Annotated in this window: 19 protein-coding genes and 1 pseudogene; 2 read left to right on the forward strand and 18 right to left on the reverse strand. The window is 52.3% G+C overall.

The genetic code is table 11. From position 1 onward, the window contains the following. Nucleotides 1–276 precede the first annotated feature (276 nt). From ACQ9LF_RS02045 to ACQ9LF_RS02060, 4 genes are all read right to left on the reverse strand, one after another. Nucleotides 277–2,454 (reverse strand): LamG-like jellyroll fold domain-containing protein, encoded by a 2,178-nt coding sequence (locus ACQ9LF_RS02045; protein WP_462487694.1) that lies wholly within the window; start codon nt 2,452–2,454, stop codon nt 277–279. Between the two features lie 126 nt (nt 2,455–2,580). Beyond that, a complete protein-coding gene (locus tag ACQ9LF_RS02050; protein ID WP_462487695.1) occupies nt 2,581–4,323 on the reverse strand; it encodes a LamG-like jellyroll fold domain-containing protein in 1,743 nt (580 codons plus the stop codon). Beyond that, a complete protein-coding gene (locus ACQ9LF_RS02055; protein ID WP_462487696.1) occupies nt 4,316–4,849 on the reverse strand; it encodes a sigma-70 family RNA polymerase sigma factor in 534 nt (177 codons plus the stop codon). Before ACQ9LF_RS02055 ends, ACQ9LF_RS02050 begins: the two co-directional genes overlap by 8 nt. Nucleotides 4,850–4,986: 137 nt before the next feature. Then, the gene (locus tag ACQ9LF_RS02060) at nt 4,987–5,703 is read right to left on the reverse strand and encodes a hypothetical protein (protein ID WP_462487697.1); all 717 of its coding nucleotides are present in this window, start codon (nt 5,701–5,703) and stop codon (nt 4,987–4,989) included. Between the two features lie 172 nt (nt 5,704–5,875). Here ACQ9LF_RS02060 and ACQ9LF_RS02065 point away from each other — a divergent pair, with 172 nt between their 5' ends. Then, nucleotides 5,876–6,043 (forward strand): hypothetical protein, encoded by a 168-nt coding sequence (locus ACQ9LF_RS02065; protein ID WP_462487698.1) that lies wholly within the window; start codon nt 5,876–5,878, stop codon nt 6,041–6,043. Nucleotides 6,044–6,094: 51 nt separating this feature from the next. On the opposite strand, the gene ACQ9LF_RS02070 is transcribed toward ACQ9LF_RS02065, so the two are convergent. Together ACQ9LF_RS02070 and ACQ9LF_RS02075 are read right to left on the reverse strand one after the other, a co-directional pair. Then, nucleotides 6,095–6,553: a NanQ anomerase/TabA/YiaL family protein gene (locus ACQ9LF_RS02070; protein WP_462487699.1), complete on the reverse strand. Its 459-nt coding sequence runs from the start codon at nt 6,551–6,553 to the stop codon at nt 6,095–6,097. Nucleotides 6,554–6,578: 25 nt separating this feature from the next. Further along, nucleotides 6,579–8,054, reverse strand: coding sequence for a glycine--tRNA ligase (locus tag ACQ9LF_RS02075; RefSeq protein ID WP_462487700.1), 1,476 nt, complete (start codon nt 8,052–8,054; stop codon nt 6,579–6,581). Nucleotides 8,055–8,491: 437 nt separating this feature from the next. Between ACQ9LF_RS02075 and ACQ9LF_RS02080 the strand changes: the two genes are divergently transcribed. Continuing rightward, on the forward strand, nt 8,492–10,276 hold the full coding sequence (locus ACQ9LF_RS02080; RefSeq protein ID WP_462487701.1) for a hypothetical protein: 1,785 nt from the start codon (nt 8,492–8,494) through the stop codon (nt 10,274–10,276). 81 nt (nt 10,277–10,357) lie between these two features. Here the strand turns inward: ACQ9LF_RS02080 and ACQ9LF_RS02085 are convergent, their stop codons facing one another. The 12 genes and pseudogenes from ACQ9LF_RS02085 to ACQ9LF_RS02140 all read right to left on the reverse strand — a co-directional run. Then, nucleotides 10,358–11,590 carry a carbohydrate porin gene (locus ACQ9LF_RS02085; RefSeq protein WP_462487702.1) on the reverse strand — a complete coding sequence of 411 codons (1,233 nt, stop codon included), beginning with the start codon at nt 11,588–11,590 and terminating at the stop codon, nt 10,358–10,360. Nucleotides 11,591–11,638: 48 nt separating this feature from the next. After that, nucleotides 11,639–13,711, reverse strand: coding sequence for a ferrous iron transport protein B (gene feoB / locus ACQ9LF_RS02090; protein ID WP_462487703.1), 2,073 nt, complete (start codon nt 13,709–13,711; stop codon nt 11,639–11,641). A 35-nt stretch (nt 13,712–13,746) separates the two neighbouring features. Further along, a complete protein-coding gene (locus tag ACQ9LF_RS02095; protein WP_462487704.1) occupies nt 13,747–13,965 on the reverse strand; it encodes a FeoA family protein in 219 nt (72 codons plus the stop codon). Nucleotides 13,966–14,015: 50 nt separating this feature from the next. Then, complete coding sequence (locus ACQ9LF_RS02100) at nt 14,016–14,465, reverse strand: metal-dependent transcriptional regulator (protein WP_462487705.1); 450 nt, start codon at nt 14,463–14,465, stop codon at nt 14,016–14,018. A gap of 152 nt (nt 14,466–14,617) precedes the next feature. Continuing rightward, entirely contained in the window at nt 14,618–16,171 is a 1,554-nt protein-coding gene (locus ACQ9LF_RS02105) for a sulfatase family protein (RefSeq protein ID WP_462487706.1), read from the reverse strand. 28 nt (nt 16,172–16,199) lie between these two features. Then, complete coding sequence (locus tag ACQ9LF_RS02110) at nt 16,200–17,447, reverse strand: hypothetical protein (protein WP_462487707.1); 1,248 nt, start codon at nt 17,445–17,447, stop codon at nt 16,200–16,202. 69 nt (nt 17,448–17,516) lie between these two features. Next, nucleotides 17,517–19,745, reverse strand: coding sequence for a LamG-like jellyroll fold domain-containing protein (locus ACQ9LF_RS02115; protein ID WP_462487708.1), 2,229 nt, complete (start codon nt 19,743–19,745; stop codon nt 17,517–17,519). A gap of 59 nt (nt 19,746–19,804) precedes the next feature. Further along, complete coding sequence (locus ACQ9LF_RS02120) at nt 19,805–21,448, reverse strand: LamG-like jellyroll fold domain-containing protein (protein ID WP_462487709.1); 1,644 nt, start codon at nt 21,446–21,448, stop codon at nt 19,805–19,807. Continuing rightward, nucleotides 21,445–21,990: a sigma-70 family RNA polymerase sigma factor gene (locus ACQ9LF_RS02125; RefSeq protein WP_462487710.1), complete on the reverse strand. Its 546-nt coding sequence runs from the start codon at nt 21,988–21,990 to the stop codon at nt 21,445–21,447. Before ACQ9LF_RS02125 ends, ACQ9LF_RS02120 begins: the two co-directional genes overlap by 4 nt. A 483-nt stretch (nt 21,991–22,473) precedes the next feature. Further along, nucleotides 22,474–22,992, reverse strand: coding sequence for an acyl-CoA thioesterase (locus ACQ9LF_RS02130; protein ID WP_462487711.1), 519 nt, complete (start codon nt 22,990–22,992; stop codon nt 22,474–22,476). Nucleotides 22,993–23,068: 76 nt separating this feature from the next. Continuing rightward, on the reverse strand, nt 23,069–23,230 hold the full coding sequence (locus tag ACQ9LF_RS02135) for a hypothetical protein (protein WP_462487712.1): 162 nt from the start codon (nt 23,228–23,230) through the stop codon (nt 23,069–23,071). A 224-nt stretch (nt 23,231–23,454) separates the two neighbouring features. Beyond that, nucleotides 23,455–24,422 (reverse strand): annotated as a pseudogene (locus ACQ9LF_RS02140) (AAA family ATPase); the annotation flags it as partial.

Here is a 24,422-nt window from a genome sequence, read left to right on the forward strand (position 1 = left end):
ACCAAGCCCAGCCCGGCAATACAATTGCTGATTGGACTTGACGGATTTTGATTCGTCGCGACCTGCTGCCGAAGCATCAACCACACACGGTTGCAGTCGGGGCGAGAATCATATCCATAAGGTACATCTTATGATATAGACCAACAGCCTCTTTACGCAAGTGCTTTCTTCGATGAACTGGAGCGATTTTTACAGTTTTTCCGGGGGGAGGCGAGGCGAGGGGAAACAAAAAGCAGGCGGGACAACTGTCCCGCCTGCTGAAAATAAACCTGGATATTACGGACAAACCGGATACAGACCGCAATCCAGCCATTCCTCCGAAAACGTCATAAAGTCTTCCAGGGTCACCCGGCAGTCATTGTTGTAGTCGTATGTCGGTTTATCAATGCAGACACTCTTGCCGGAAATGTCGTGATATAAATCAATCACCTGGTTCCGATTCAGGGCATAATTGAACACCTGAATATCGTCGAGGGCACCGTTGAAGATAAAGTTGAAGGCACCGTTGTTATTGGCCGAGGCACCAATATTGACCGGCGCATCCGTCTTGGTGCCCGGGATCCAGTTTCCAGCCCCCGCCTGAATACCATTGCGATAAATCGTCGCAGTGGTTCCATCGAACACAATCGCCACATGCTCCCAGGCATCTACCGGCAGAACCGGCGTCGAAATATCCCCGCTGTTCATGCCGTTTTTCAAAACCACTACGCTGTCAGCCTGAGCAGCATCAACGACTTCATACTGATACATCATCGTATTGGCGCCGTATGACACTTCTTTGGAAAACAGGCCCTGCCAGGTCGTTGGAGTGGTCTGCCCGGCCCACTTGGCCCACAGCGACACCGTAAACTGTCCGGTGAACTGCGAGGGATTCCATGTCCCCGAGGCTGCAAAGCCGTTGTTGGCATCGATCCGTACTGCACCATTAGCCTTATCGTCGGCACCGGCCACAAATCCCGGCGTTCCGTTCGGGTCGGCATGATGCCCTTCCCCGCTGCGATCCCGATAATAGGTACCATCCCAGTTCAGGGCATCGCCGTCGAGCATCCAGTAGGCAACCAGCCGCTTGACACCCAGTTTCACCACGGCAGAATACACCGCCTTGTCAGGACCGCTATCGTTGACCACTTTGCAGTAGTAATACCCCTCATTTGCTCCCGTAGCTGGAGTAAAGACCAGGGTTGCAGAATCCGTTCCGACCAGGGTATCATCACCGGGCGTGTCATTGACCGCATCCGGAGTCTTGTACCAATAATAATGCGCTGTTGTCTCACTGGCGACAACCACCGTCAGCTCAGCCGAGCTGCCCAAATCCACAACGGTATCCTGGGGCTGAACATCAATCACCGGAATCGATTTAAGCGTCTCAAATCTCCAGACCGAACCGGTTATCGTATTGGGATCACCGGGGGCAGAATTCTGGATGCTTTCATCGACACGCCAATAATAGGTCTTATCCCGTTTCAGAGCAATCGGCGGATTGGCCGCATCGGAAGCCCCTCCGCTGCGGTTAATGACAATAGGAACAACACCGACAAAGTTCGGTTCACTCTTTTCAATAAAATACAGATAGTGTTTGGTAATCTTCGAATTGGGCTGCGTTGGATCTGCCGGGTCCACACCCACATCCCACGACAGCGTCTGAGTCAGCGGCACGTTAACCGCTCCGTTGGCCGGAGTCGGATTATGGGCTTTCAGGACACCTGCGGGGTTAATCAGGCTTTCCCCATCCATCATATACATATCATCAACCCAGATGATGCGATCCGCACCGGTCCCCTGAGCCTTCCAGTAGAACCGATCCAGCGTATCGCTCACATTGGTGCGGAAATTAAATGTATTGACCGAACCTCCGCTGACAGTCAGGCGGTTGGTTTCGGTTGCATCCTGATCCCCGTTCTGATGGAGGTACAGCTTGAAGGTATCCGTACCGGAAGCATTGTTGGTAATCACCATCCAGAGATTGTACCAGGGCTGTGTCGGGCCGACATTCAGGGTGACTGAATCCGTGTACCAGGTGCCGCCATGACGAATATCCAGACGTCCCGACGTAATACGGAACTGGGCACGGAACTGGTCCCATCCTCCTCCATCCCCCAGCGCGATGACCGGCGTATCCAGTTCCGTCAATCCCAGCGCCTGGTCGGTGGTATTGGTGCTGGCCCGAAACCGGAAAAACAGAGTCTTGGTTGAACCATTATTGGGAATCGCCGCAGCACTGCTCAACATACCATACAAACCACTCTGCTGAGCATTCTGGTTGACAGAAACCACTTTGTTCTTCGGATTAGTCGTATCCACGACAATAGCCGAATTGGCAGTCCCTTTCCAGGTCGTGGTTACGGTATCCACGGCACCTTCGGCATAGCTGTCAAAATCATCCACCTTGACAATGGCAGCCCAGGACAAACTGGCCAACATACATACAATCATCATCACCATCACATTCTTCATAACCTGTTCCTTTCACTCTATCATTCTAATTCTTCCCGGGACAATCACATCCCCGCATTTTCGTGGATTACTTTTTCGTTGTCAGGTGTATCAGAACCGCCGTCTGCCCGATCCCGCTGTACGATGTCATAAAGAAGGAATCAGGCTCGCATCCGGCAGGCTGTTTTCATACAATTTTTTAATTTCCCCCCCACTGAGACATCGATTAAATACCATCAGCTCATCCACAATTCCGTCAAAATCCCCTTCCCGCAGCATATATTTGCCGTCCACCTTCAGTGCCCCGAGAATCACTTCTGTCGGCTGCTCAGTGATGACTGTGGAATAGGGTTTGCTTTCAAATAACTCGCCATTGACATAAAACGTTGTGGTGCGGGTGTCATGCGTCACCACGAAGTGATACCATACGCCGGCCTGCTGGGCGAAGGCACGACTGTAACAGCCGCGGTCGGACTTGGAATTAAATCGGAGCAGTTCAAACTGATTGCGCTGCCCGGTAATCGAATACTTATCATCAAAGATCGAAAACTGGAAATTGACATGATAGTCCTGCCGGCACGAAATCAGGTGCCCGCCCATCCGGGCTGGATCGGGATAATACACCCACGCACTGACCGTCACCGGACCATTGACAGATAGTTCCGGAGAGGCCGGAATGACAATTGTCTGCTCCTTGCCGCGTTCAAAGCGAATCGCTGTCTTGCCCGGCAGACGCCCCTGCACCCAGGTCGGCTTCTGCCCTTCTCCGCCTAGCCGCCCATTCAATCGCCCGGAAGTCATCGCCACCTGGTTCACCAATATCTCGGGCATCGCGGCATCCTGCTCAAAGGTATAATGCGCCACCAGCGAAGAATCCGCATAGAGTGTGCGATGAAATGCCTTCCACTGGTGATAGACCGACCCCTTCTCAGCCAGAACTTCGGTCACATACTGCTCATGGCGAACAAACTTCTGCTGATTCACACACGTCGGCTTCAAATTTCCCGCCGCATCGCTGCGGCCTCCCTGCCCAACCTTCAACGGCAGAGCCTCGCTGTATTTCAGCGGGTCCGAACCGCTCCGCATTTCCGCTTCGCCCTGAAACACGTGCGTCAGCGTATTGCCCTGCTCATCGATTTCAACACCAAACTCTGTGCCCAAATCCACAACTGTGGCCCGCGGCGTACGCACCACAAACCGATCTTCGGTACTGTGTTCTATACTCACCACCAGCCGACCTGACTTCAGGAAAATCCGACTTGGAGCTTCAAGCTCCAGTTCCGAGGGAGCTTCCACAATCACCGTTGCCCCCGTCTCCATCGTAATTTCAGCAAGCCCCTCAACCAGTTTCATCGGTCCGGCATTCAATCCATGGCTGGGCAGAATCGGACCATTGACGCTGGCCCATACGGCATTGACTGAAGAGCTTAGATATCCAACCTCAACAGAACGCCGAACGGGCACCAGGTGAATATACAATAACAACAACAGCAGTGCCGCACTGGCAACAAGGACGGTATAAAGGGCTGTTTTGCTCACCCCTGTACGCAGCGATGGCGGTTGCTGGACAACAGGTTCCGGCGACACATGCGGTTCCGCCGCAGGAACCGCAACGATGGGGGCAGCAATCTCTGCCCGAGCCATCTGCTTGAGTGATTCCATATAGGCTTCCTGCGAATCTTCTTCCGGAACCCACAGCTCGGACATCCCGGCAATTCGCTCCGACCGTTTCAGCAGCGACATAAACTGCAGATAACGTACCGCATAGCGAATCCGTTCCGGATGACCGTCAATCAGGGCATTCAACTGACAAACCTGATGCTCACTGATATGACCTTCCACTGCCAGTGTCAGTAATTCCTCAAGCTGATATCGAATCCGTTTATCCATGCGAGAGGCTCTCCTTGCGGCCAACCCGCTCAATACACTCCAGCAGCTTGCCTTGAACACGGCTCAACAGCTTATAAATACCATGGATTGTCAGGCCAAACTGACGACCGATTTCCCTGGGACTCAAATCCTGACTGTAACGCATCTTGATAATTTCACGATGACGGACAGACAGCTTATCCAGACAGTCTTCCAATGCCCCTTTTCGATAGTCCATCGAACTGAGCTCATCGGTAATAACCGGAAGCATTTGTTCAAACACAGGCGTATCAAAAACCACCTCTTTGAGTTTGGCCTTTTTCTTGCGAAACGCCAACACCTCAAAATGAGCATAACGCAGCGCCCAGCCCAGAAAATTGGTCCCCGGCTCAAACTGGTCAAACCGTGACCACATCAGCTCTGACACAGTCTGCAGAATATCTTCCGCATCCGCATAATTAGGTACCAAAGACAAAATATAGGCATGAATCCTGGATTGGTTCTCCAGAAGCAGCTTTAAAAACAATTTATTGCTTTTATTGTCCATTTTCTCTTTTTTGCCGAAACAGTACCCAAGACATACTGCCATCTGGTAAATACGGCAAAATGACCCGAAAATTTGGACAAAAATCCCACGTGTTTTTTAACTTTTTATATTGTGATGTAATTATGTCGCTTAATAATTTATGGAGTTTGTCTGGCTATAAAGTTCCATATTTCATTTGCTGCAAATGATTCGATTTCATTGAGTCGGCCCAGGCTCTCAAAGCTGGCCTGCTCAACCACCACCCGCGGCCGCGGCCAGGTAAACACCGTCTCCACAAACAGCTTCTGCGTTTCCCGCATAAACGACTCGATCCGGATTTCGATGCTAGTCGGCTCACCCCCAGCCTGCTGATGCGGCGGAATCAGCAGTCGCAACCCACCGCCAACCACGGGGCGATTGCCCAGTAACTGGAAATCGTCCGGCGTCTGCCCCAGTCGTTGCTCCCATAAGTACTGGAATGCGTGGACTTTAGCGCTATATAAATGACGAATACAGCCGCTGGTGTTTAAAATCTGATAGTGCGGCATCGGCCAGGTCTTTTGGTAGGACCCCGTCACGGCCTCCACATCTCGACCAAACATATCCAAATCATACTGTGGATTACTGGATATAATTTGTAAGGTATGCACCTGCGGATTGGTCGTCTCCAGGGTAATCTGCAAAGGCGATGGCTCCGTGCGGACCAGCGTAAAACCCGTAGGCCGGGTCGCGGTCTGCGAGAACTCCAGACCCGCATCCAGCAGGGACTTCTGGAAATTCAGCCAGGCCCCCTTTTCATGGCCCCAGCCTCCGGCAATCAGGAAATTCATTCCAAAGTGAACACTTGTTTTACTTTCACGATTTATCGGTATCATAGCTGGTCCTATAACAAACAGAGATTCACGTTTTGCCAAACAGAGGACTTGCTCTGCGGTCTATCCAGATTATAACGCCGCAGATACCAAAGTGAAAGCATCCTTTGGTTAAGTCGGTATTTTTCCTGACCGATACAGGACATGTCGGGTGATGTGATAACCAAGGGATAAAATGTTTGTATTGGATTGGCTCAAAAAACTGAAAATCAAGCGGCTGCTGGACAGCGATACGGTCCATCTGTACCCCAACACGCGCAGTTGCGTCCGTAAAGACATGAGCAAAGTCCAGCCTCACCAGATGCCGCCGCTGATGGTCCGCAAGGCCGCCTGGCGGCGATAAACCGATTCTTCCTCCTGTGTTTTTCCCTTATCCCCTATTACAATCCAGCCCTTATTCTACGCGCACTTTGACGACGATTTTCTTGACCCGTTCGGGCTTGTCGAACATCCGGCATGGCATGTGGGCATCATGCGGCCAGAGAATCGCAAACGTCCCGGCCTCCATATCCAGACGGGTCATCGGCTCGGCACGGTAATAAAATTCGATATCCTTGTTCACATCGTACGGGGTTTCGGTCTTGAGGCCTTCCAGCTCCCGCACGCCGATCCACTCCCGGCCGGACACGATATACTGAATATCAACATACTTGCGATGGGATTCGAACCGACCCTGGACCTCGGGCTTGGAGTCATACTCATCCACCGAAAAATACAGGTTCTCGCCATCGACCTCATAGCGTCCCGGCGCCGACGCCAGCACCGCCGGGTCTTTGAGCAGAGCCAGCCCCTGTGCAATCCGCTGCCCCAGCCCATAATATATTTCCGCGTTATCCAGTTTATCGCAAATCATAGGTCCGGTCTTTATGGTTCATCTGTTACAGTCCCATCTTGTCCCGCAGGAAGTTCTTGAGCTGCGAAATGTTGATGCGTTCCTGGGTCAGGCTGTCGCGTTCACGGACGGTGACGGTATTGTCTTCCTTGCTCTGACCATCGACGGTGATGCAGTACGGCGTGCCGGCCTCATCCTGACGGCGATAGCGGCGGCCGATGGCACCCTTCTCATCGTAGAAGGTCGCAAAGCACGGCTTTAAGTCATCGTAAATCTTGCGGGCAATTTCCGGCATCCCGTCTTTCTTGACCAGCGGAAAGATGGCTGCCTTGACCGGAGCCAGGGCCGGGTGGAACCGCAGCACATTGCGAGGCTCTCCGTTAATTTCATCCTCATCATAGGCATCCACCAGAAACGCCAGGCAGCTTCGGTCTATGCCCGCCGACGGCTCAATCACATACGGCACATAGCGTTCCTTGGTCTCGTCATCGAAATAGGACAGCGGCCCCTTGACCCAGTCTTCGGATTCTTCCTTGAGCTGCAGTTTGGTCACATCGCGCGTCTCGTACCAGGCATTCATGCTTCGCATCCCCCGCTGATGCTGACGCAGGTCGAAATCCTGACGGTTGGCGATGCCTTCCAGTTCCTGCCAGTCGCCGGAGCCAAAGGGGAATTTATATTCGACATCGACGCACGCCTTGGCATAGTGGGCCAATTCATCTTTTTCGTGCTCGCGGAAGCGGAGATTTTCCTTCTTCATTCCCAGATTCAAATACCAGTTGAACCGAAATTCTTTCCAGTGATTGTACCAGTATTCGTCGGTGCCGGGCTTGCAGAAAAACTCGATCTCGGCCTGCTCGAATTCACGGGTGCGGAAAATAAAGGCTTTCGTGGTCACTTCATTACGAAAGCTCTTGCCAATCTGGGCAATCCCGAACGGCACCTTGACACGGGTACTGTCCAGCACATTGCGGAAATTAGCAAAAATACCCTGAGCGGTTTCGGGCCGGAGCCACAAAGTCATCGTATCATCCGCATTAGCACCCATCTGGGTCTCAAACATCAGCTTAAAGGCCATCGGGTTACCGAACTGCCCCACCGTGCCGCAGGACGGACAGACCTTATTGGACAGATTGAATGTCTTGTCCTGTTCGGACTCGATATTGACATGCTCGGTATGCTCATCGGCATGGTTGCCGTCTTTTTCCCTGAGATGGTCAACGCGGGTGCGGGTGTTGCACTTTTTGCACACCGTAACCAGGTCGGCGAACTTGTCGGCGTGGCCGGAGGCCTTCCACACCATTGGGTGCATCAGGATCGAACAATCCAGACCGACAATATCATCACGCATCTGGACGACAGCCTTCCACCAGGCATTACGGACGTTGCGTTTGAGCTCCGCCCCCAGCGGGCCGTAGTCATAGCAACTGGCCAATCCACCGTAAATTTCACTGGATTGGTAGATGAATCCACGCCGTTTACACAAGGCCACGATGTCGTCAAGCTTGGTTAATTTCGCCATAAGTCATTTTCCCAAAATATGTTATAGGGTTCCCAGCAAGTTCACATAAAGCGTCTATTGTAACCGACTTATGGCAAAATACAAGGCGATTTGGCTTCGTTTGGGCAAAACCGAAACACAGGCATACCCGTTGGCCACTCTGATGGGGGCCCCAGAAAAGGATGTAATGTTCTTATAATATCTGTTTTGATAGCAATGAGAACTACCAGAGGCCTTTTGGGGGCCGATAAAACCTGGTTTATTGAACTCAAAAACACGGCACAAAAAATCCCCGTAAAATTCCTGATAAAAGCAGGCCCGATAGCCGATTATTCATTATATTTTAAACAGCAATGGGCCTCGAACCGTACAGATAATATATGGATTCGGGATTTTTTAGGTCTTTTTAGTAGCTGTAACAAAGAAACAAGAGACTTTGGCTTAGCGAGGTTATCGCAATGATGCAAAAACCGACAGTAGTTCACGTAACGCATGAGGCAGTTGGAAAAATCGGCGGTATTGGTGCTGTGCTGGATGGATTGTTCACCAGCAAAGCGTATCTGGATGCCACCGCTCGCAATATTTTAGTCAGCCCCTTGTTTTCCACCGAAGGCGACGTCTCTTCGCGTCTGGGTCCCGGGGGAGAAGTGCTGTATTCCTCCATTGATGGTTATGTCAAGACCAGTTATGTATCCAGTTTCCGCCGGATCGAGAACAAATACAATGTAGGTATCGTGTATGGCCGGCGGACGTTTCTGGATCCATTGACCCAGATTAAAAGCTCACCGGAAATTATCCTGATCGATATCACCCGCATGGAACAGGGTCCTCTGAATGAATTCAAGGCCTCCCTGTTTTTTGAATACGGCATCAAAAGCAATCAATATGAAAATTACTGGGAATTTGAACAATATGTTCGACTGGCTGTTCCGGCGATCGCTGCTCTGAAAGCCATCGGTGCTGCTGAAAAAGACAGCCAAACCGTCATTGTCTCCCATGAGTTCATGGGCATGCCCACAGCCCTGGCAGCCCGACTGGATCCGTTTGATTTTAAAACCGTCTTTTATGCTCACGAAGTCGCCCCAATGCGCCGCATCGTTGAAGGTCATCCGGGACACGACACGATGTTTTATAACGTTCTTCGTAAGGCACATCAGCAGGATTTATATGTCAACGATATCTTCGGCGATCAGACCAGTTACTTCAAGTATGCCCTGGTGGATGCGGCCAGATTTTGTGACAATATCCTGGCTGTAGGGGATTGTGTCGTGGATGAATTGAAATTCCTGGCCCCCGAGTTTGAACTGGCCGATATTGATCTGACATACAACGGCATTCCCGCCTACGAAATCACGCTGGCCGAAAAGAAGCAGTCCCGCGATAAGTTAAAAGATTACTGCCAGAACCTGCTGGGGTGGCGGCCGGATTTTGTATTCAGTCACGTTACCCGCCTGGTCTTAAGCAAGGGTTTGTGGCGTGACCTGCGGGTCCTGGAACACATGGACAAGGAATTTCTGGCCCAGGGCAAGACCGGCGTTCTGTTGGTGCTCAGTACCGAAACTCACCGCCGGCGGGATCGCGATATTTATGATATGGAAGCGGCATATAACTGGCCGGTAGCTCATCGCGAAGGCATGCCGGACCTGTCGGGCGGCGAAGCAGCCTACTACGCCGGCGTCCAGGAATTCAATGCCAAAAGCCGCGCCATTAAGGCCATCTTCATCAACCAGTTCGGCTTCTCCCGCCAGTGCTGCGGCCACCGCATGCCCTATGATATGGAATTCATGGACATCCGCAGAGGCTCCGATGTCGAATTTGGACAAAGCATCTATGAACCGTTCGGTATCGCCCAGCTGGAGCCGTTGTGTTTTGGCGGATTATGCGTCGTTACCTCCATCTGCGGCTGTGCCGGCTTCGTCAAAGCCGTCACCGGCGGCAAAGATGTCCCCAATGTCATCTTCGCCGATTATACCGAACTCAATGGGGATGCGGGCCTGGAAATCGAACACATGCTCAAGATCGACCGCGAATACCGCAACAAAATCGAACGCAAAATCAGCCAGAAAATTGCGTTGGAAATCTGTGCCCGCCTGCCTCACAATGATGACGAATCCTATCGGCTGCTTCGCAGCGGCTATGAAATCGCCAAACATATGGGCTGGGAAGCCGTTGCAGAAAATTACGTCCTCAAAAGCATTTACAAGGCCGTCAAGAAAACCCATTCCAAGGTGGTGCAGGCCTGATTGCTCTGACTGTCATACACAAGGCCGGATGTGCAGCATATCACATCCGGCCTTTTCTTTGGATTGGACCAGGAGCAATTCTCAGAAGACCATCTGCATCCGCAGACCAAAGACCACCGCATCCTTTAAATCGCGTCCATTGTCTGCGGACGACGGGTCGGCGACATACTGTATCGACGGCGTTATCGTCAGGCTGGAATTGACAGCAATATTATAAAAAGTCTCAAAGACGGTTTCGGAATCTTCGGTATAGGTCGCTCCGGCAGCTTCGCTGAAGTAACCCCGTGCCACACCGAAAGCCAATACATCGTCATCACGCCCGTCAAACAGCCCCTGATAGCTCAGGCCGGTGCTGTAAAACTGCGTCATCGCATTATGAGTGGAAGGTGCATAGCCAAAGCGGAAAAACGTCCCTAACCCCTGTGAATCGTCCGCATCCTCATTTTCTTTACTGAGCATCTGGTCAAAACTCAGATACATACCGGTATTGTTGCGGGAGGAGATGCCATCACCATCCACGTCGGTCGGTTCCGGCATGTGCCAGACGCCCACCGAATAGGTCCCCTGCAGGTGCCCGAAACTGGGCGTAATGCCCGTCTCAGCCATATAGACATAGTAATCCTCATCATGAAAGGCCGTGCGAAATCCCGTCTCACGGTGATCGCCCTGTGAATCGGCAGCCGCAGCCGTGATATACCAGCCCGCATCAGCCGGGGCATAGTGCATGGCAACACCCAGCGTATAATCCGGGAACGGGATAGTGGGATTGTTGACCAGGGCACTGTTGAGGAACTGACTGGTCTCGTCATTGGCGTAACGATTGCAGTCAAAGGATACCGGACAGCCGCTGCATTCAAAGCCGCCGCTTAAATCCATTTTACCCATGCGAACGATGAAATCCCCGTCAAGAAAAGAGTGCTGATACCACAACTCCGTCACCACCGCCGCATCTCTGGGCATGGCATCGCCGTTGACGCCGAAAGCACTGCCGGTCGAAACCGAATCGATACCCTCGGTTTTATTCCAGAAGCCTTCCACGTGTGTATATAACTGGGCATTGTCAATCCCGAACAGCCGCTTGAGGTCAGTCATCATTTCAACATCGTAGCTTCCCGAAAAACGTCCGCGCCGGTCATTCGTGCTCAGGCCGCCGCGCATATTTTGCTGATAAATGCTGGTCAGGCCCAGCGAAAACGAAAACGGCCCCGCATCCGGCAAAACTGAAGAAGGTTGTTCCTCTTCCGTAACAGGCGTTTCCGCCGCAAAACTCATCACACTGCTGCACATCAATGCAAATACGACCCATCGTCCCATCTGCTGCTATCCTTTCCTTTACTTGATAAAATCGGTTGTATCAAAAATTTATCCGCCAACTAACAGGTTTCCAACCTGATACACCACCAGCGTTACCAGATAGGCCACGACCGTCAGGCCGACATACTGCAATGCCGCCCACTTCCAGCTTCCTGCCTCCCGGGCTGTCACCGCCACGGTCGCCATACAGGGCGAACTTAACAGACAAAACAGCATGATGCACAGGCCTTTGAGCGGCGAGTAATCCGCACGCAGTCGCTGGCGCAGGGCCTCAGACGTCTCGTCCGCCTCCCCAACCGAATACACGATACCCATCTGGGCAACAAACACTTCCTTGGCAGCAAGGGCCCCGATCAATGCCGTACCAATCTTCCAGTCAAATCCCAGCGGTCGGAGTACCGGTTCAATCCAATGGCCTACCCGTCCGGTAATCGAATACTGCATCTGGGCCGATTGCTGCCCAGCCTCGTCCAGCCCGGCCAGTTTGTCTTCCGATAGCTTCGGATAAGTACTGGCGGCCCATAACAAAATTGAAATTCCCAGAATCACCGTACCGGCCTTCTGCAGATACTGCCAGCCCCGGTCCCACATATGCAGCATCAGGCTTCGCAGTGTTGGCATGCGGTATGGCGGCAGTTCCATGACGAATGGAATCGCTTCCCCTTTGAACAGCGTATGACGCAGCAGCAACGCCAGCAGCACTGCGAATAACACTCCGATAATATACATCATCCACATGATCGGCCCATGCCAGGCCGGGGCAAAGAAAGCCGGAATAACCATCGCATATATCGGCAATCTCGCACCGCAACTGAACAGCGGTATCACCATCATCGTCGTCAGACGGGTCCGCCGGTTCTCCAGAATCCGGGTCGCCATAATCGCCGGCACCGAACAGCCAAATCCGATCAGCATCGGGATGAAACTTTTACCGTGCAGACCGATTTTATGCATCACGCGATCCATCAGAAACGCCGCGCGGGCCATGTAGCCGGTGTCTTCCAGAAACGCAATCCCCAGAAACAGCAGCAAAATATTCGGCAGAAAAATCAGCACCCCGCCGACCCCGCCGATAATCCCATCAACCACCAGCGACCGCACATGCTCCGACCAGCCCCCAGGCCAGTGCGACGAAATCCACCCGCCCAGCCAGCCAAACAGTGATTCCATCCACCCCATCGGGATTTCACCCACCGTAAACGTCAGCCAGAACACCACATACATCAGGACTGCGAAAATCGGCAGCCCCCATACGGGATGCGTCATCACCACATCGAGCTGATCGCTGATATCATGCCGGGATTGCACCGTCGTCTTAACGGTTTCCTGACACGCTCCGGAAATAAAGCCATACCGCCGGTCGGCAATCACAATATCCGGGCTTTCATGGTAATGCTTTTCCAGTTCCCTGATGGATTGCTCCATTGCCCTCAATAGCTCTGCGCTGTGCGGCAGGGCCAGGATCTGCGGATCCCCTTCCAGCAATTTTAACGCCACCCACCGCGTCCCAAACCGTTTGGCAAAATCCAACTCCGGATTCACCAGCGATGTTAATTTTTCCAGTTCCTTTTCTACCTGCGGCCCAAAGGGAACCTGCACACGACGGCTTTTGGTTTCCTTCGCCGCACGCAGCACCGCATCCAGCAGCTGTGCAATCCCTTCTTCCTTGCGGGCCACAATGGACACAATCGGCACATCCAGCAGAAGCTGCATCTGGTTGAGATCAAACTCCAGCCCGCGGGCTTTGGCCACATCCGCCATGTTAAACGCCAGTACCAGCGGTATATTCATCTCCATCAGCTGCACCGCAAGGTACAGGTTGCGTTCGAGATTGGACGAATCAATCACATCAATCACCACATCGGGCTTCTGTTCCAGAATAAACTGACGCGATACCAGTTCTTCCGGTGAATACGCCGTCAGACTGTATATCCCAGGCAGGTCCACGACCTTGATTTTCTGGTCACGATAATGGCACAAGCCGTTTTTAATCTCGACGGTGACCCCCGGATAATTGGCTACATGCTGGCGTGATCCCGTCAGGACATTGAATAAGGTCGTTTTTCCACTATTGGGATTGCCCGCTAATGCGATGGTTAATTTCTTGTCTGAGTGACCCATAAGTTAGCCTTGCCTAACATTAATTCCAAAAAATTTTATGATCGTACAAAGATTTTATGCGACATCCCGCGTCCCAGCACAACACGGCTGTTTTTAACCGCAACAATAACCTGGCCTCGGTGGTTATTGAGCATCACACGAATCGGCTGGTCAACCAGGATCCCCATCGCTGCCAGACGATTTTTCAGCCCGTGCCCGGCCTCGATATGATCGATACGCACGGTCTGTCCGGTCTCGATCTGGTCTAATGGCATAGCAACGTGTTCCTTATCTGATTTTGTTTCCATATGAATTATCCGCCGGCTTACGCATCCGGCAGCTGTTTTTTTCGATAAAACTGCTTGAATTCCAACGCAACATCACCATCCACGCGGGCTGTAATAAACTCAATATACGCCCTGAGTCGACCAATCACCTGCTGGCCCAGGGCATGTTCTGCCCGGCAGGCCGATTCTTTGGCCGTAACGGCATCTATCCCAAGAATATCGATAAAAAAAGACTCCAGGACACGATGGCGACGCACAATTTTATCGGCCTCAATTCGGCCTTTGTCTGTCAGCGTGACCACCCCGTAAGGCTTATAGTTGATAAGCTCTTTTTCCGACAATACCCGCAAGGCACCTGTCACCGATGCTCGCGAAACCCCTAAACCATCAGCAATATCCTTGCTGCGAGCAACCATTCCGCTGTCGGATAAATGATAGATTACCTCAAGATAATCTTCCATTGAGGCACTGAGTTGTTCTCGTTTCATCGTATTCATTTAGTCAGGATTAATATAGTTAGTCGCGTCTAACTTGTCAAGAAAAATTTCACAAAAAAAATCCCCACATCGGCAGACGTGAGGATTTTCACTGTATTCAATGCAATCCCTGGCACATGAACACAGGCGACAACCATCAGGACTCAGCCTCTGGCCCCCCGGATGATTTTACGGTTGCCGTCGGTCCATTTATCACGATAAAAAGTGGACGCCTCAAAAGTATCGCTGACGGACTGCATTTTTTCGTTCAACTTGGCCCGGCACTCCTGTAAGACCGTCTGATGGCCCTCATCCGCGACCAGATTCCGGGTCTGGAACGGGTCTTCGACATTATCAAACAGCAGTTCCTGCGATACCCCCTCCCTGCTGATGCGGAATTTGGCATAGGTATAACGTTTGTTGCGAACCGCACGCCACTCATGGCCGGTGTCCCAGTTGGCCGTCGCGCCGGTGCCCTGCATAAGCACACAATCCGGCTCGGCAACTCCGGTCCCCAGTGCCAAAGGTGACAAATCCATTCCTTCCACACGAGATGGGATCGACAGCCCCAGAAGCCCCAGCAATGTCGGCATATAATCCACCGTGGACATGCACGCATCGGAGACCCGTCCGGCCTGAATCCTGCCTGGCCAGCGAATCAGCATCGGAATCCTTGCCGCTTCCTCATAGAAAATATTCTTCGCCCGGCGTCCCTGGGCACCGAACATCTCGCCATGGTCGGACGAAAAGACCACAATCGTATTGTCTGACAGACCGGCATCATCCAGGTACTTCATCAATCGTCCGAAGTTCCAATCCAGATTGGTCGTCATGGCATAATAATTCCGACGCCATTTTTCCAGATTCGCCCGCTCAGCATCCGACAGCCGAGCCCAGGCATCCGCATACGGGTCGTTGGCCGGCTTGTAATTGGGTGAATTGGGCAGGCTGACATTGGCAAATTTCTCTCGGTACTCGGCGGGAACATTGTCATCGTTCCACGGGTCATGTGGTGTTCCCCACGAAAGCACCATCGCAAACGGCTGCGAGGATTTCTGCCCCCGGCATTTGAGCCAGTCGATAGCCAACTCGGTCTGGCCGTCCGGCTCATACACCCCCTGGCCCCAGAAAATCTTGTCCCTGGATTCGGTATGATAATAAGTATTGTAATAATCATGATGGAAATTATAGGCCGCCCAATACCCGTTAAAGCCCAGACGATGCACCCCGCGAGGCACAAACGAATTATCCGGATTGGTATGATCCCCCAGCTTGTTGGCATAGATGTGCCACTTGCCGATATAGGCCGTGTTGTATCCGGCGCGCGTCAGCGAATGCCCGAGGCAATCCTGATAGGGGTTAAGCTGCAGCTCGTTAATCACCATGCCGTGGCTGGTCGTGTATTTGCCGGTCATCAGCGAAGCCCGAAACGCCGAACAGACCGGCGTATTGGCCACGGTATTCCGGAAATTGATGCCCTGCTGAGCAAACCGATCCAGGTTTGGCGTCATCGCATGTTCTGCTCCGGGATAGTTTCTTCCATTCCAGTATGCAGCATACTTGCAGTGATTCAGGCCGAGCTGGTCAGCCAGCACCACCAGTAAATTAGGCTTCTTTTCGGCACTGCCGGCATATAACGACGGCGCCATCTGCGACAGGGCCAGTCCGGCAGCCCCCATGCAGCTTTGCTTCATAAAGGTTCGTCGATTCATCGTCATCGATCTCTCCTGTGTTACGTTGTAATTTCTATTCGAAACGAAAATCCTGACAGTCCGGATCCGGCAGACTGCATTCGATCCATGCCTGAGCAAAATAAAAGAAATCTTCCAGATTCACCTGGCAATCCAGGTTGAAATCTGCGGGATTGAACCCCCAGGCCCCGCAGTCATTCTCGGCAATCTGCACCGTCAATTCCGGAATAATATAGCCGGCATACGGCGACCCCGCATCCGCATGTACCCTAAAAGCCAGTGAGGTGTCATGCAAGGCTCGTTCCATGTCATTGTCATCAATCGCAGTAATCGTAATCGTCTGCGCCGTCTGCCAGTTGTCAGCATTAAAAACAAGCCAAGCGGGATGGATCGCAACCTGATCCGGGTCCAGTGCGTCAACGGCTTCAATGGTTACCGGATACGCCAGCGGGCTGACAGACAAGGATACCAGCACCTGGTCCGTCATACCGCCCTCCCGGACGACGGTTTTCCCATCCGTCTGGGCAACGGTAATCCGTGGCAGCTGCACACTGGAGGTCTCGATGCTTAACTGATCGAAGATAACGGTATTTGACGCCCGCCCCGACAAACCGATATAATTGGCATTGGTATCGCTCCAGGTAATACTTTGCGTATCGCACAGCGTGCCGTTCAAGTAAATCATCACAGTCACCGCACTGCCGGCGTTAAAATCAGAACAGGAAAAAACCGCTTTCAAGGTCCCGGAAACCACACCCACAGGCACGGTATTCAATAGTGTCCCCCGGCTCCAGATCCGCAGGCTGCCGTCCATCGCCAGGTCCACAAAAAAGTCGCACACCCCCGCGGCACTTCCGCCCCCGCGAAAGGTCGTCGGATGGTCGTTCATATCCTTTGCCGCTGCAGCCTCGGCCTCGGTCATCCCAACGCCGAATCCGGCAAACCGGTTGGCAAGGTCGGTCGCGGCACTGCTGATCTGAACCACATCCACCGACACGGAAAACCCGCCGGCGGACACGATCGCCGCATCGATAAAGTTGTGCCCCAGATACAGATTCGCCATCCCTGGACCATACGCCATATTCAGTTGATTGGACAGTACCTGAATGGAGGTCGCCACACCCGCCCCCTCATACGATTCCTGATAAACCAGCGGCGCCAGGATGCCGTTCATACCCACAGATGACGCATCTGCATCCGTGCTGTCAGGCCGGTTAAAGGAATCGCTGAAAAGCACATCCCCAGACACCCCGCCGGCCAGCAGCACCATTCCACATATACAAACAAAAAACATCGGTTTCATTGGATCTCCATCATACAACAAGGGCGGAAGGCACAATATCCGCCTTCCGCCTCGGAATGAGTTGTCTGGTTATTGACAGTCTGCCTGCGGATATAAACCGCAATTGAGCCACTCGCCCGCGAAAGCCGCAAAGTCCATCAGATCAACCCGGCAGTCCGGCTGATCCCCGTTGGCTCCGCCGCCGGCAACATCAAACACAAGACCGACATTGCCCGGATTCAGACACAGCGGGACTTCCGTAACATCATAGTATAGGTCGGCAACACCAAACTTATCTTTGGCGTAGTTGTAAATCCGCACATCATCCATCACTCCATTGAACGGGGAACTTAACATCCCGGTCGTGCTGCTGCGGCCCAGGGCGCCGACATACATCGGAACCACAAGCTGGGTAATCGGATTGGCCGGGATGCGTGTAATCACCGGAAGCCCGTTGAAATAGATGATCCGTCCGCTGGCACTGGCAGTAACCACCACATGCGTCCATTCACCGACCGGCAGATTACCCGCAATCAGATCCGTCCCGTTGGGCGAGCCGATCTGGACGTTGCCGTTATCCTGGCGAATTTCAATGTAGAAGTTGCCGTTGGTCGGATCTACGCGGTTGCTGACGATACCCTGCCAGCCACCGTTGGGACCGGCCCATTTCAGCCACGCAGAAACCGTCATCTGACCGGTGCAGGCCGCCGCTGCCCAGTCACCCGAATAGGCCACGGACAGGGGGACCACAGTCGTATCGAGTGCATCGCCGGTTTCAGTTGGATCCACACCGGGCACAAAAGACCCGGCCGTCGGCAGCAGATTCGGTTCGGCATGATGCCCCTGGCCGCTGCGGTCAAGATACACCCCGCCAACAAAGTCCGCCGCATCCATCGTCCAGTGGGCCACCACCCGTTTGACACCGAGGGTCACAACATTGGATACAATCGTTCCGCCGGTATTCACCAGCTTGCAATAATAATATCCTTCATCGGCAGCCTGGGCATTCGGAATGGATAAAAGCCGGGCTTGCCCGACTAGGGTATCATCGGCGGGAGTATTAGCGGCATTATCGCCGGATTTGTACCAGGCATACGTCAGCGGAGAAAGGCTCATAACATCAATTGACAATTCCGCTGTCTGACCGGGTTCGACCAGCTGATTGACCGGCTGGGTGTTGATAATCGGAACGGATTTGACCGTCTCAAACTTCCACACAAATCCCTGAATGGTATTGGCATCCTGGGGGCCGGACGGAATCCCGCCAATCAGGACACTCTCATCCACACGCCAATAGAAGGTTTTGTCCGTATCCGTCGCATCAATCACCACAGGATCATATGCAACCGGATCGGCGCTGTCGGCCACCGTAACCGGTGTCACATATAAAAAGTTCGGTTCGTTTTCAGCAATGTAAAGATAATGTCGGGTGATGGCCGCATTGGGATTGCCCGCGGCATCTTTACCCTTGTTCCACCGCAGCACCAGTGTGGCAGGATCCACTGCCTTGGTGCCGATGGCAGGAACCGGCATGCCGGCTTTTTCACTGTACAGCGTAGTGATTAAAAGATTATCCAGAAATACCCCGGCCGCCGCAGTTCTGCCGCTGATACCGATATAATTGGCATTGCTATGATCCCAGGTAAAGGACTTTGTGCTTTTTTTGACACCATTGAAATATACCTCTGCATATACGGTGCTGCCCGCATTGAAATCGGTCACATAAAAATCGGCCCGAATCGTTCCGGTTGCCGCCCCAACGCCAATCGTTTCCAGCAGTGCCCCTTTGCTCCATATCCGCAGAGTCTGGTCCAGAGCTAAATCAACATAAAAATCGGATACGCCAATGCCCTGATTGGCCCGGGCCAGATTCGGACGGAATGGCACTGCCGAATCAAAGCTGTCTTTAGCCGCCAGGGCTTCATCCCGCGTATGTCCGACACCAAACCCGCCAAAACGGTTGCCGGCATCGTCTGCGGTGGTTATGCCGGTCACATCCAGCGACACCGAAAAGCCGCCGGCGGCCGGGATGGATGCATCAATCAGATTGTAATCCAGAAACAGGCTGCTCATGCCCACTCCCATCGCCACATTGAGCTGATTGTTCATAATCTGGATCGACGTCGCCGCACCGGAGCCTTCAAATGCCTCCACATAGACCATCGGTGCCAGCGGTCCACCCATGCCGACCGAGGAACTGTCGATATCCGTACTGTTGGGGCGGTTGTAATTGTCGCTGAACAGGACCTGTCCGGGATAACCGGCACCCGCCAGCCCCGCTGCACAGCATATCATCCATAGAATCGTGAGCATCTTCATACGTAATCCTCCAAAATAGGTTATTTTGATTTCACATATCTGTCAGACTGAGTCTGTCGCTAATTTTGAGTGGCTGCCCGATACAAATTCAAAATTTCCTTATCCGTTAACTCCCTGCTGAAAAACAGGACATCCGAGATCGCTCCGGACAATCCCGGCGCCAGTCCCTCAAACGGCAGTCCAAAGTGCAGCTCGGTATAGGTTTCCAGCCGTGTACCCTGTTTATCCGGCGATTGCGCCGCAAGCCTGCCGTTGACATACAGGAATTTCTGCTTTTGGAGGGCATGCGTCACCGCGATAAAATACCATCTGTTCGCCTCCGGAATGATCGAACTGACAATCGGCTTGACCTTGCGCTGCGGTGCGGCATTCTCCGGATAATAGGCAGTATGCTCAAGCCGCCCCTGCTCATTAATCCACAGCACCCGATAATACCCCCCCGACTCAGTCCCGTCGTCGGCAATCCGCCCGACCACTTTATTCGACCAGATAATCTGGCTTTGGATCGTATCCAGACGCACCCACCCTGCCACCGTATAGTCGCCCGTATCCAGGCTGGCTACCGGATACACATTACCCACTGAATACCCTGACACGCCGTCCAGCTTCATTGCATAACCCGGCTTATCCTGCCCCCACTGCGGCCCCGACACCACTGACAGCCCCGGACTCAGCGTCATCGCAAGCCCCGGCTTGCCTGTCATCTCGCAGAACGTGCGAAGGTCATTATGCTTGAAATGAAAATACAGCATCGGCTCCAGCCCCATGGCAGCCGCCTCAAACGCCGACGGAATCCGGTAGGCAAACTGATTGACCGCCGCCGGAATCATCGCCAGAGTCTGCCCCGACACACTCCCGGCCTGGTTGGCCGACAATCGCAGTGCCTTGTCAAACACACGCACATTCGACCCCAGCCGCATCTCCACCTGCCCCTTGAGCACATGGGCCTCCGTCGCAGCAAATCGATCGACCGCCACACCGAACTGCGTTCCGTAATCCACCACCGTTGCCGACGGCGTCCGCACCGTAAATCCAATGGCACTCTTCGGCACGTCCGCGGTGACCTTGCCCTGCACCAGAAACACCTGATTATTTTCTTCCAGACGAATCTCCGCAGGGGCCTCCACCACAACCACGGCCCCATCATCCATCTGAATTTCAACCATCCCCTTGTCCAGCCGGATTGTCTCATTGCCCAGCCACTGCCCGCGATATAACCGCCCGCCCGATTCCTGTGACGCCTGGTACACCTCGGTAATCTGCCCATAAGACATATCCCGCACTGGCGCAAAACGCACAAAGACAATCACCAGCACCACCGCCGCCGCTGCCAGAAGCCATGAGACCAGCGACACCTTCCGATCCGTACGCAAAACAACCGGCCGCAGCGGTTCCGCAGTCGTCTCAACCGTCGGCTTGGCAATCTCCACCGAAGGCGACTCGTTTTCCGCCCTGGCCAGCATCTGCCACAGTTCCTGATCAAATCTCCCATCGTCCTCCCCGCCCATCATATTAATCCGCAGTCCGCTGCCGGGCTTCTGAATATGCGAATACCCCTCCAGAATCGACAGATACATCGTCCGCACCTCGTCATCGCTATGAAGCAATTCCTCAAACGCACGAAATTCCTCCGCCGACACACGCCCATCGAGCATCCGCAGGATCAGTTCGCAAATCTCGAATTTATCGCGTTGGGACCTCATCGTTCCTCCACCGCCATCGCCCGCTGCACACACTCAAACAGAAAATAATGCACCCGCGCCAGCGACTTGTAAATCAGATTCATCGACTTGCCGGCCTGTTCGGCAATCGCCTGCACGGACAGCGATTTATAATATCGAAGGTGCACCAGGTTTCGCTCCCGCTCCGACAGATTCTTTAGACACTCATCCAGTGCTTCCATCCGCCGCCCCCGTCCGGCCTGCATTGCATAACACGAGTCCGACAGCAGTTTGAGCGTTTCGGTGGAATAACGAATCGAATGGCGGCAGGTCTTGCGCCGATAGTCCAGAATGATAAAATAGGCAATCTTACATGCCCAGGATGCGAAACTCGTCCCCACCGTAAACTCATCAAACTTGCGCCACAGAACCGAAGCGGTTTCCTGAAAGATATCCTCCGCATCCGCCGAACTGGGCACCAGCGTCACAATATACGAATACACCTCACGCTGGTGGGCAGAAAATAACCGAAAGAAAATATCCTCTTTCGGTCCAGAGTCACGCTTTAGTGTGTCGTCAGCCATCTTCGGTTCTTCAAAAACCAACTCACTTGATACTGTTCCTGCTTGACATTATCCGGAAAAACGCATCTTGCCAGCAATCACTTCATCCCCAAGGCTGCGCCGGGTAAGGTTACCCGGTGATTACGTGCGGCATAAAATGGACTATGGCCGTCGCGAAATCATACCCTTTGGGTTTATTTTACATTCATATTAAAACCGGCGGCGGACCAAAATTTTGTAATAAAAAATAAAAAAGTATCCCCCGAAACTCAAAAAGGCTCTTGTGGATTGAGTTTGCCTTCAATGTCCCCCAAATCCCTCCCTGGACGCTTTTGGTTTCACGATGAAGTGCCTGAAGCCCTTGAAAAAAGAGTCCTTCCTGTTCCTGGTCAATCGGGTTGTGGTGTTTCTATCATTCCCAGCAACAGCCTGCCACGGCGAAAGCATAAAAAGCCAGGCCCGTATCTCGATGGGGGAATTGAAAATGGAACATTCTCCTCCCTCTTACATATTTTTCAACGAATCCTCACTCGCCGCTGCGGACCGCATCTTGGCCCGCAGTTCCTTACGTGCCTTGACTCGGATGGCCGCATTCAGCCACCGCCGTTTTTCGTCCTCGGTCTGCGGGACAATCGGCGGAGCTGGAATGGGCCGGTGCTGCTTATCCACCGCCACAAACGTCAGGTACGCTCGCGTCGCCGCCGTCTGCTGCCCCGTGGTCAGGTCCTCCCGCACCACTCGCACCCCGACCTCCAGCGATGTCTTGCCCACATAATTGACCATCGCCATCAGCACCACCTGGTCCCCAATGCGAATCGGTGATTCGAACGACAGTGAATCGATGCCGGCGGTCACCACCTCCGTGCCGCAGTGCCGCTGGGCCGCCATCGAGGCCACCATATCAATCCAGCTCATAATCACCCCGCCGAATGCGGTTCCGAACGGGTTGGCATCCTGCGGCATCACCATATAACGAGTCAAAACCGCGCTCTGTGACGGCGTCTTGCCTTGTGTTGTTGTCATTATTCAGTCCTTATCTGGCTATTCATCCACTCTCACAGCCTTTTTTATTGTAGGGTGGGCCATGCCCACGCTGATTTTATTCAACCTCTTCCCCGCCTTGCTCCTGCCACACATACCCCAGCAGTTCCCCCACGCCCTGCGGGTGAGTGGGAAAGCTGTCACCACTCGAATATGTATATATCGGCACTCCGCCCACATCACGAAAACGACAATCCCACCCCACAGATGCCTTAATCATCACCAAATACTCCGCCGGCACGCATTCGCGGCACCCCGTAATCCTGCTGCCACCGATACGCCCCATCACAATAGACCGTAATCACCGATTCCGAATCACTCAACCGGCAAAAACCTCCTGCCCCATTATCTCCAGACAATTGGAAGATGTCTTGCACACCCCGCAAGAACAGATGAGACACACAATGTATGCAGAAAACTCCTCGTTGTGATGCCTTTGTTTTTCTAAACCTGCTCATTTAATTGTAGGTACTTAACTACAAGGTCAAGTTTTTCAGTTATCTCTTGTGAAATATCTTCTATATTTGCATATTGCACTAGTTGGTAATACTCGCCTTTATTTAATAAAATCGGCTGCTGACTTTCTTGTGCGTATTGTTCAAATACCTGTTCTGTGAAGCTACTCATTTTTATGTTTTTCAAAACGGTTTGTTGTAGTTTTTTACTTGCCTTTAAAAACTCAGACAGCTGGCCTACATCACCTTTAAATACTTGATTCAAAAGACATTGATGTATAATCCGTTCCATTATTTGATGTTGTTGGTCTCTAAATAGAGTTGCATTTTTTTCATAAAGAGAGCCAATATAATTCAGAATAACTTCGGGATTAATAAAGTAATTTTCAAGTTCATAGTTTTTCCAATAAACAACCGCTAAGTCATCCTGAATCTCGTCTTGTAGCTCTCTTGCATCACTATCAAGTATCGCCAAGCCTTTCAAGTTCTGAACATACCGACGTAAAGTAGAAAAATGTTTTCTAAAATTAGTAAACGCTCCACCAATTCTCTCAAGTTGATTATCTAATGAGTTTTCAGGGCAATCATTCTTTGTATAATAATAATTAATCTTTCCAGATAATACATCATAAGCAGAATGGTTCAGTTTTTTCGCAAGCGCTCTTAGCATTTCAATATCTGTGCTGCCATCAACATATAGAATCCTAGGCATTACTTTTGCTTTGTAATAATGATCAATTTCAAATATTTTCAAGGCAGACTTTATATCTTGTTGTGTTGCAAGATCAACCGCTTGTCCATTGATCAAAAGAGTGAGATTTAAATCAATTGCATCATCAAGAATCACTTCTGAATGTGTTGCTATAATAACCTGACAGCCTTGGTCTTGAGCAATGTCTTTTAGTATTGCATATATCTGTTTTTGACGAAGAATTTCTAGAAGCCATTTCATAACCT

Source organism: Anaeroglomus insulsum, from assembly GCF_050689095.1.
In the GTDB taxonomy this organism is placed as follows: Bacteria; Planctomycetota; Phycisphaerae; order Sedimentisphaerales; family Anaerohalosphaeraceae; genus Anaeroglomus; species Anaeroglomus insulsum.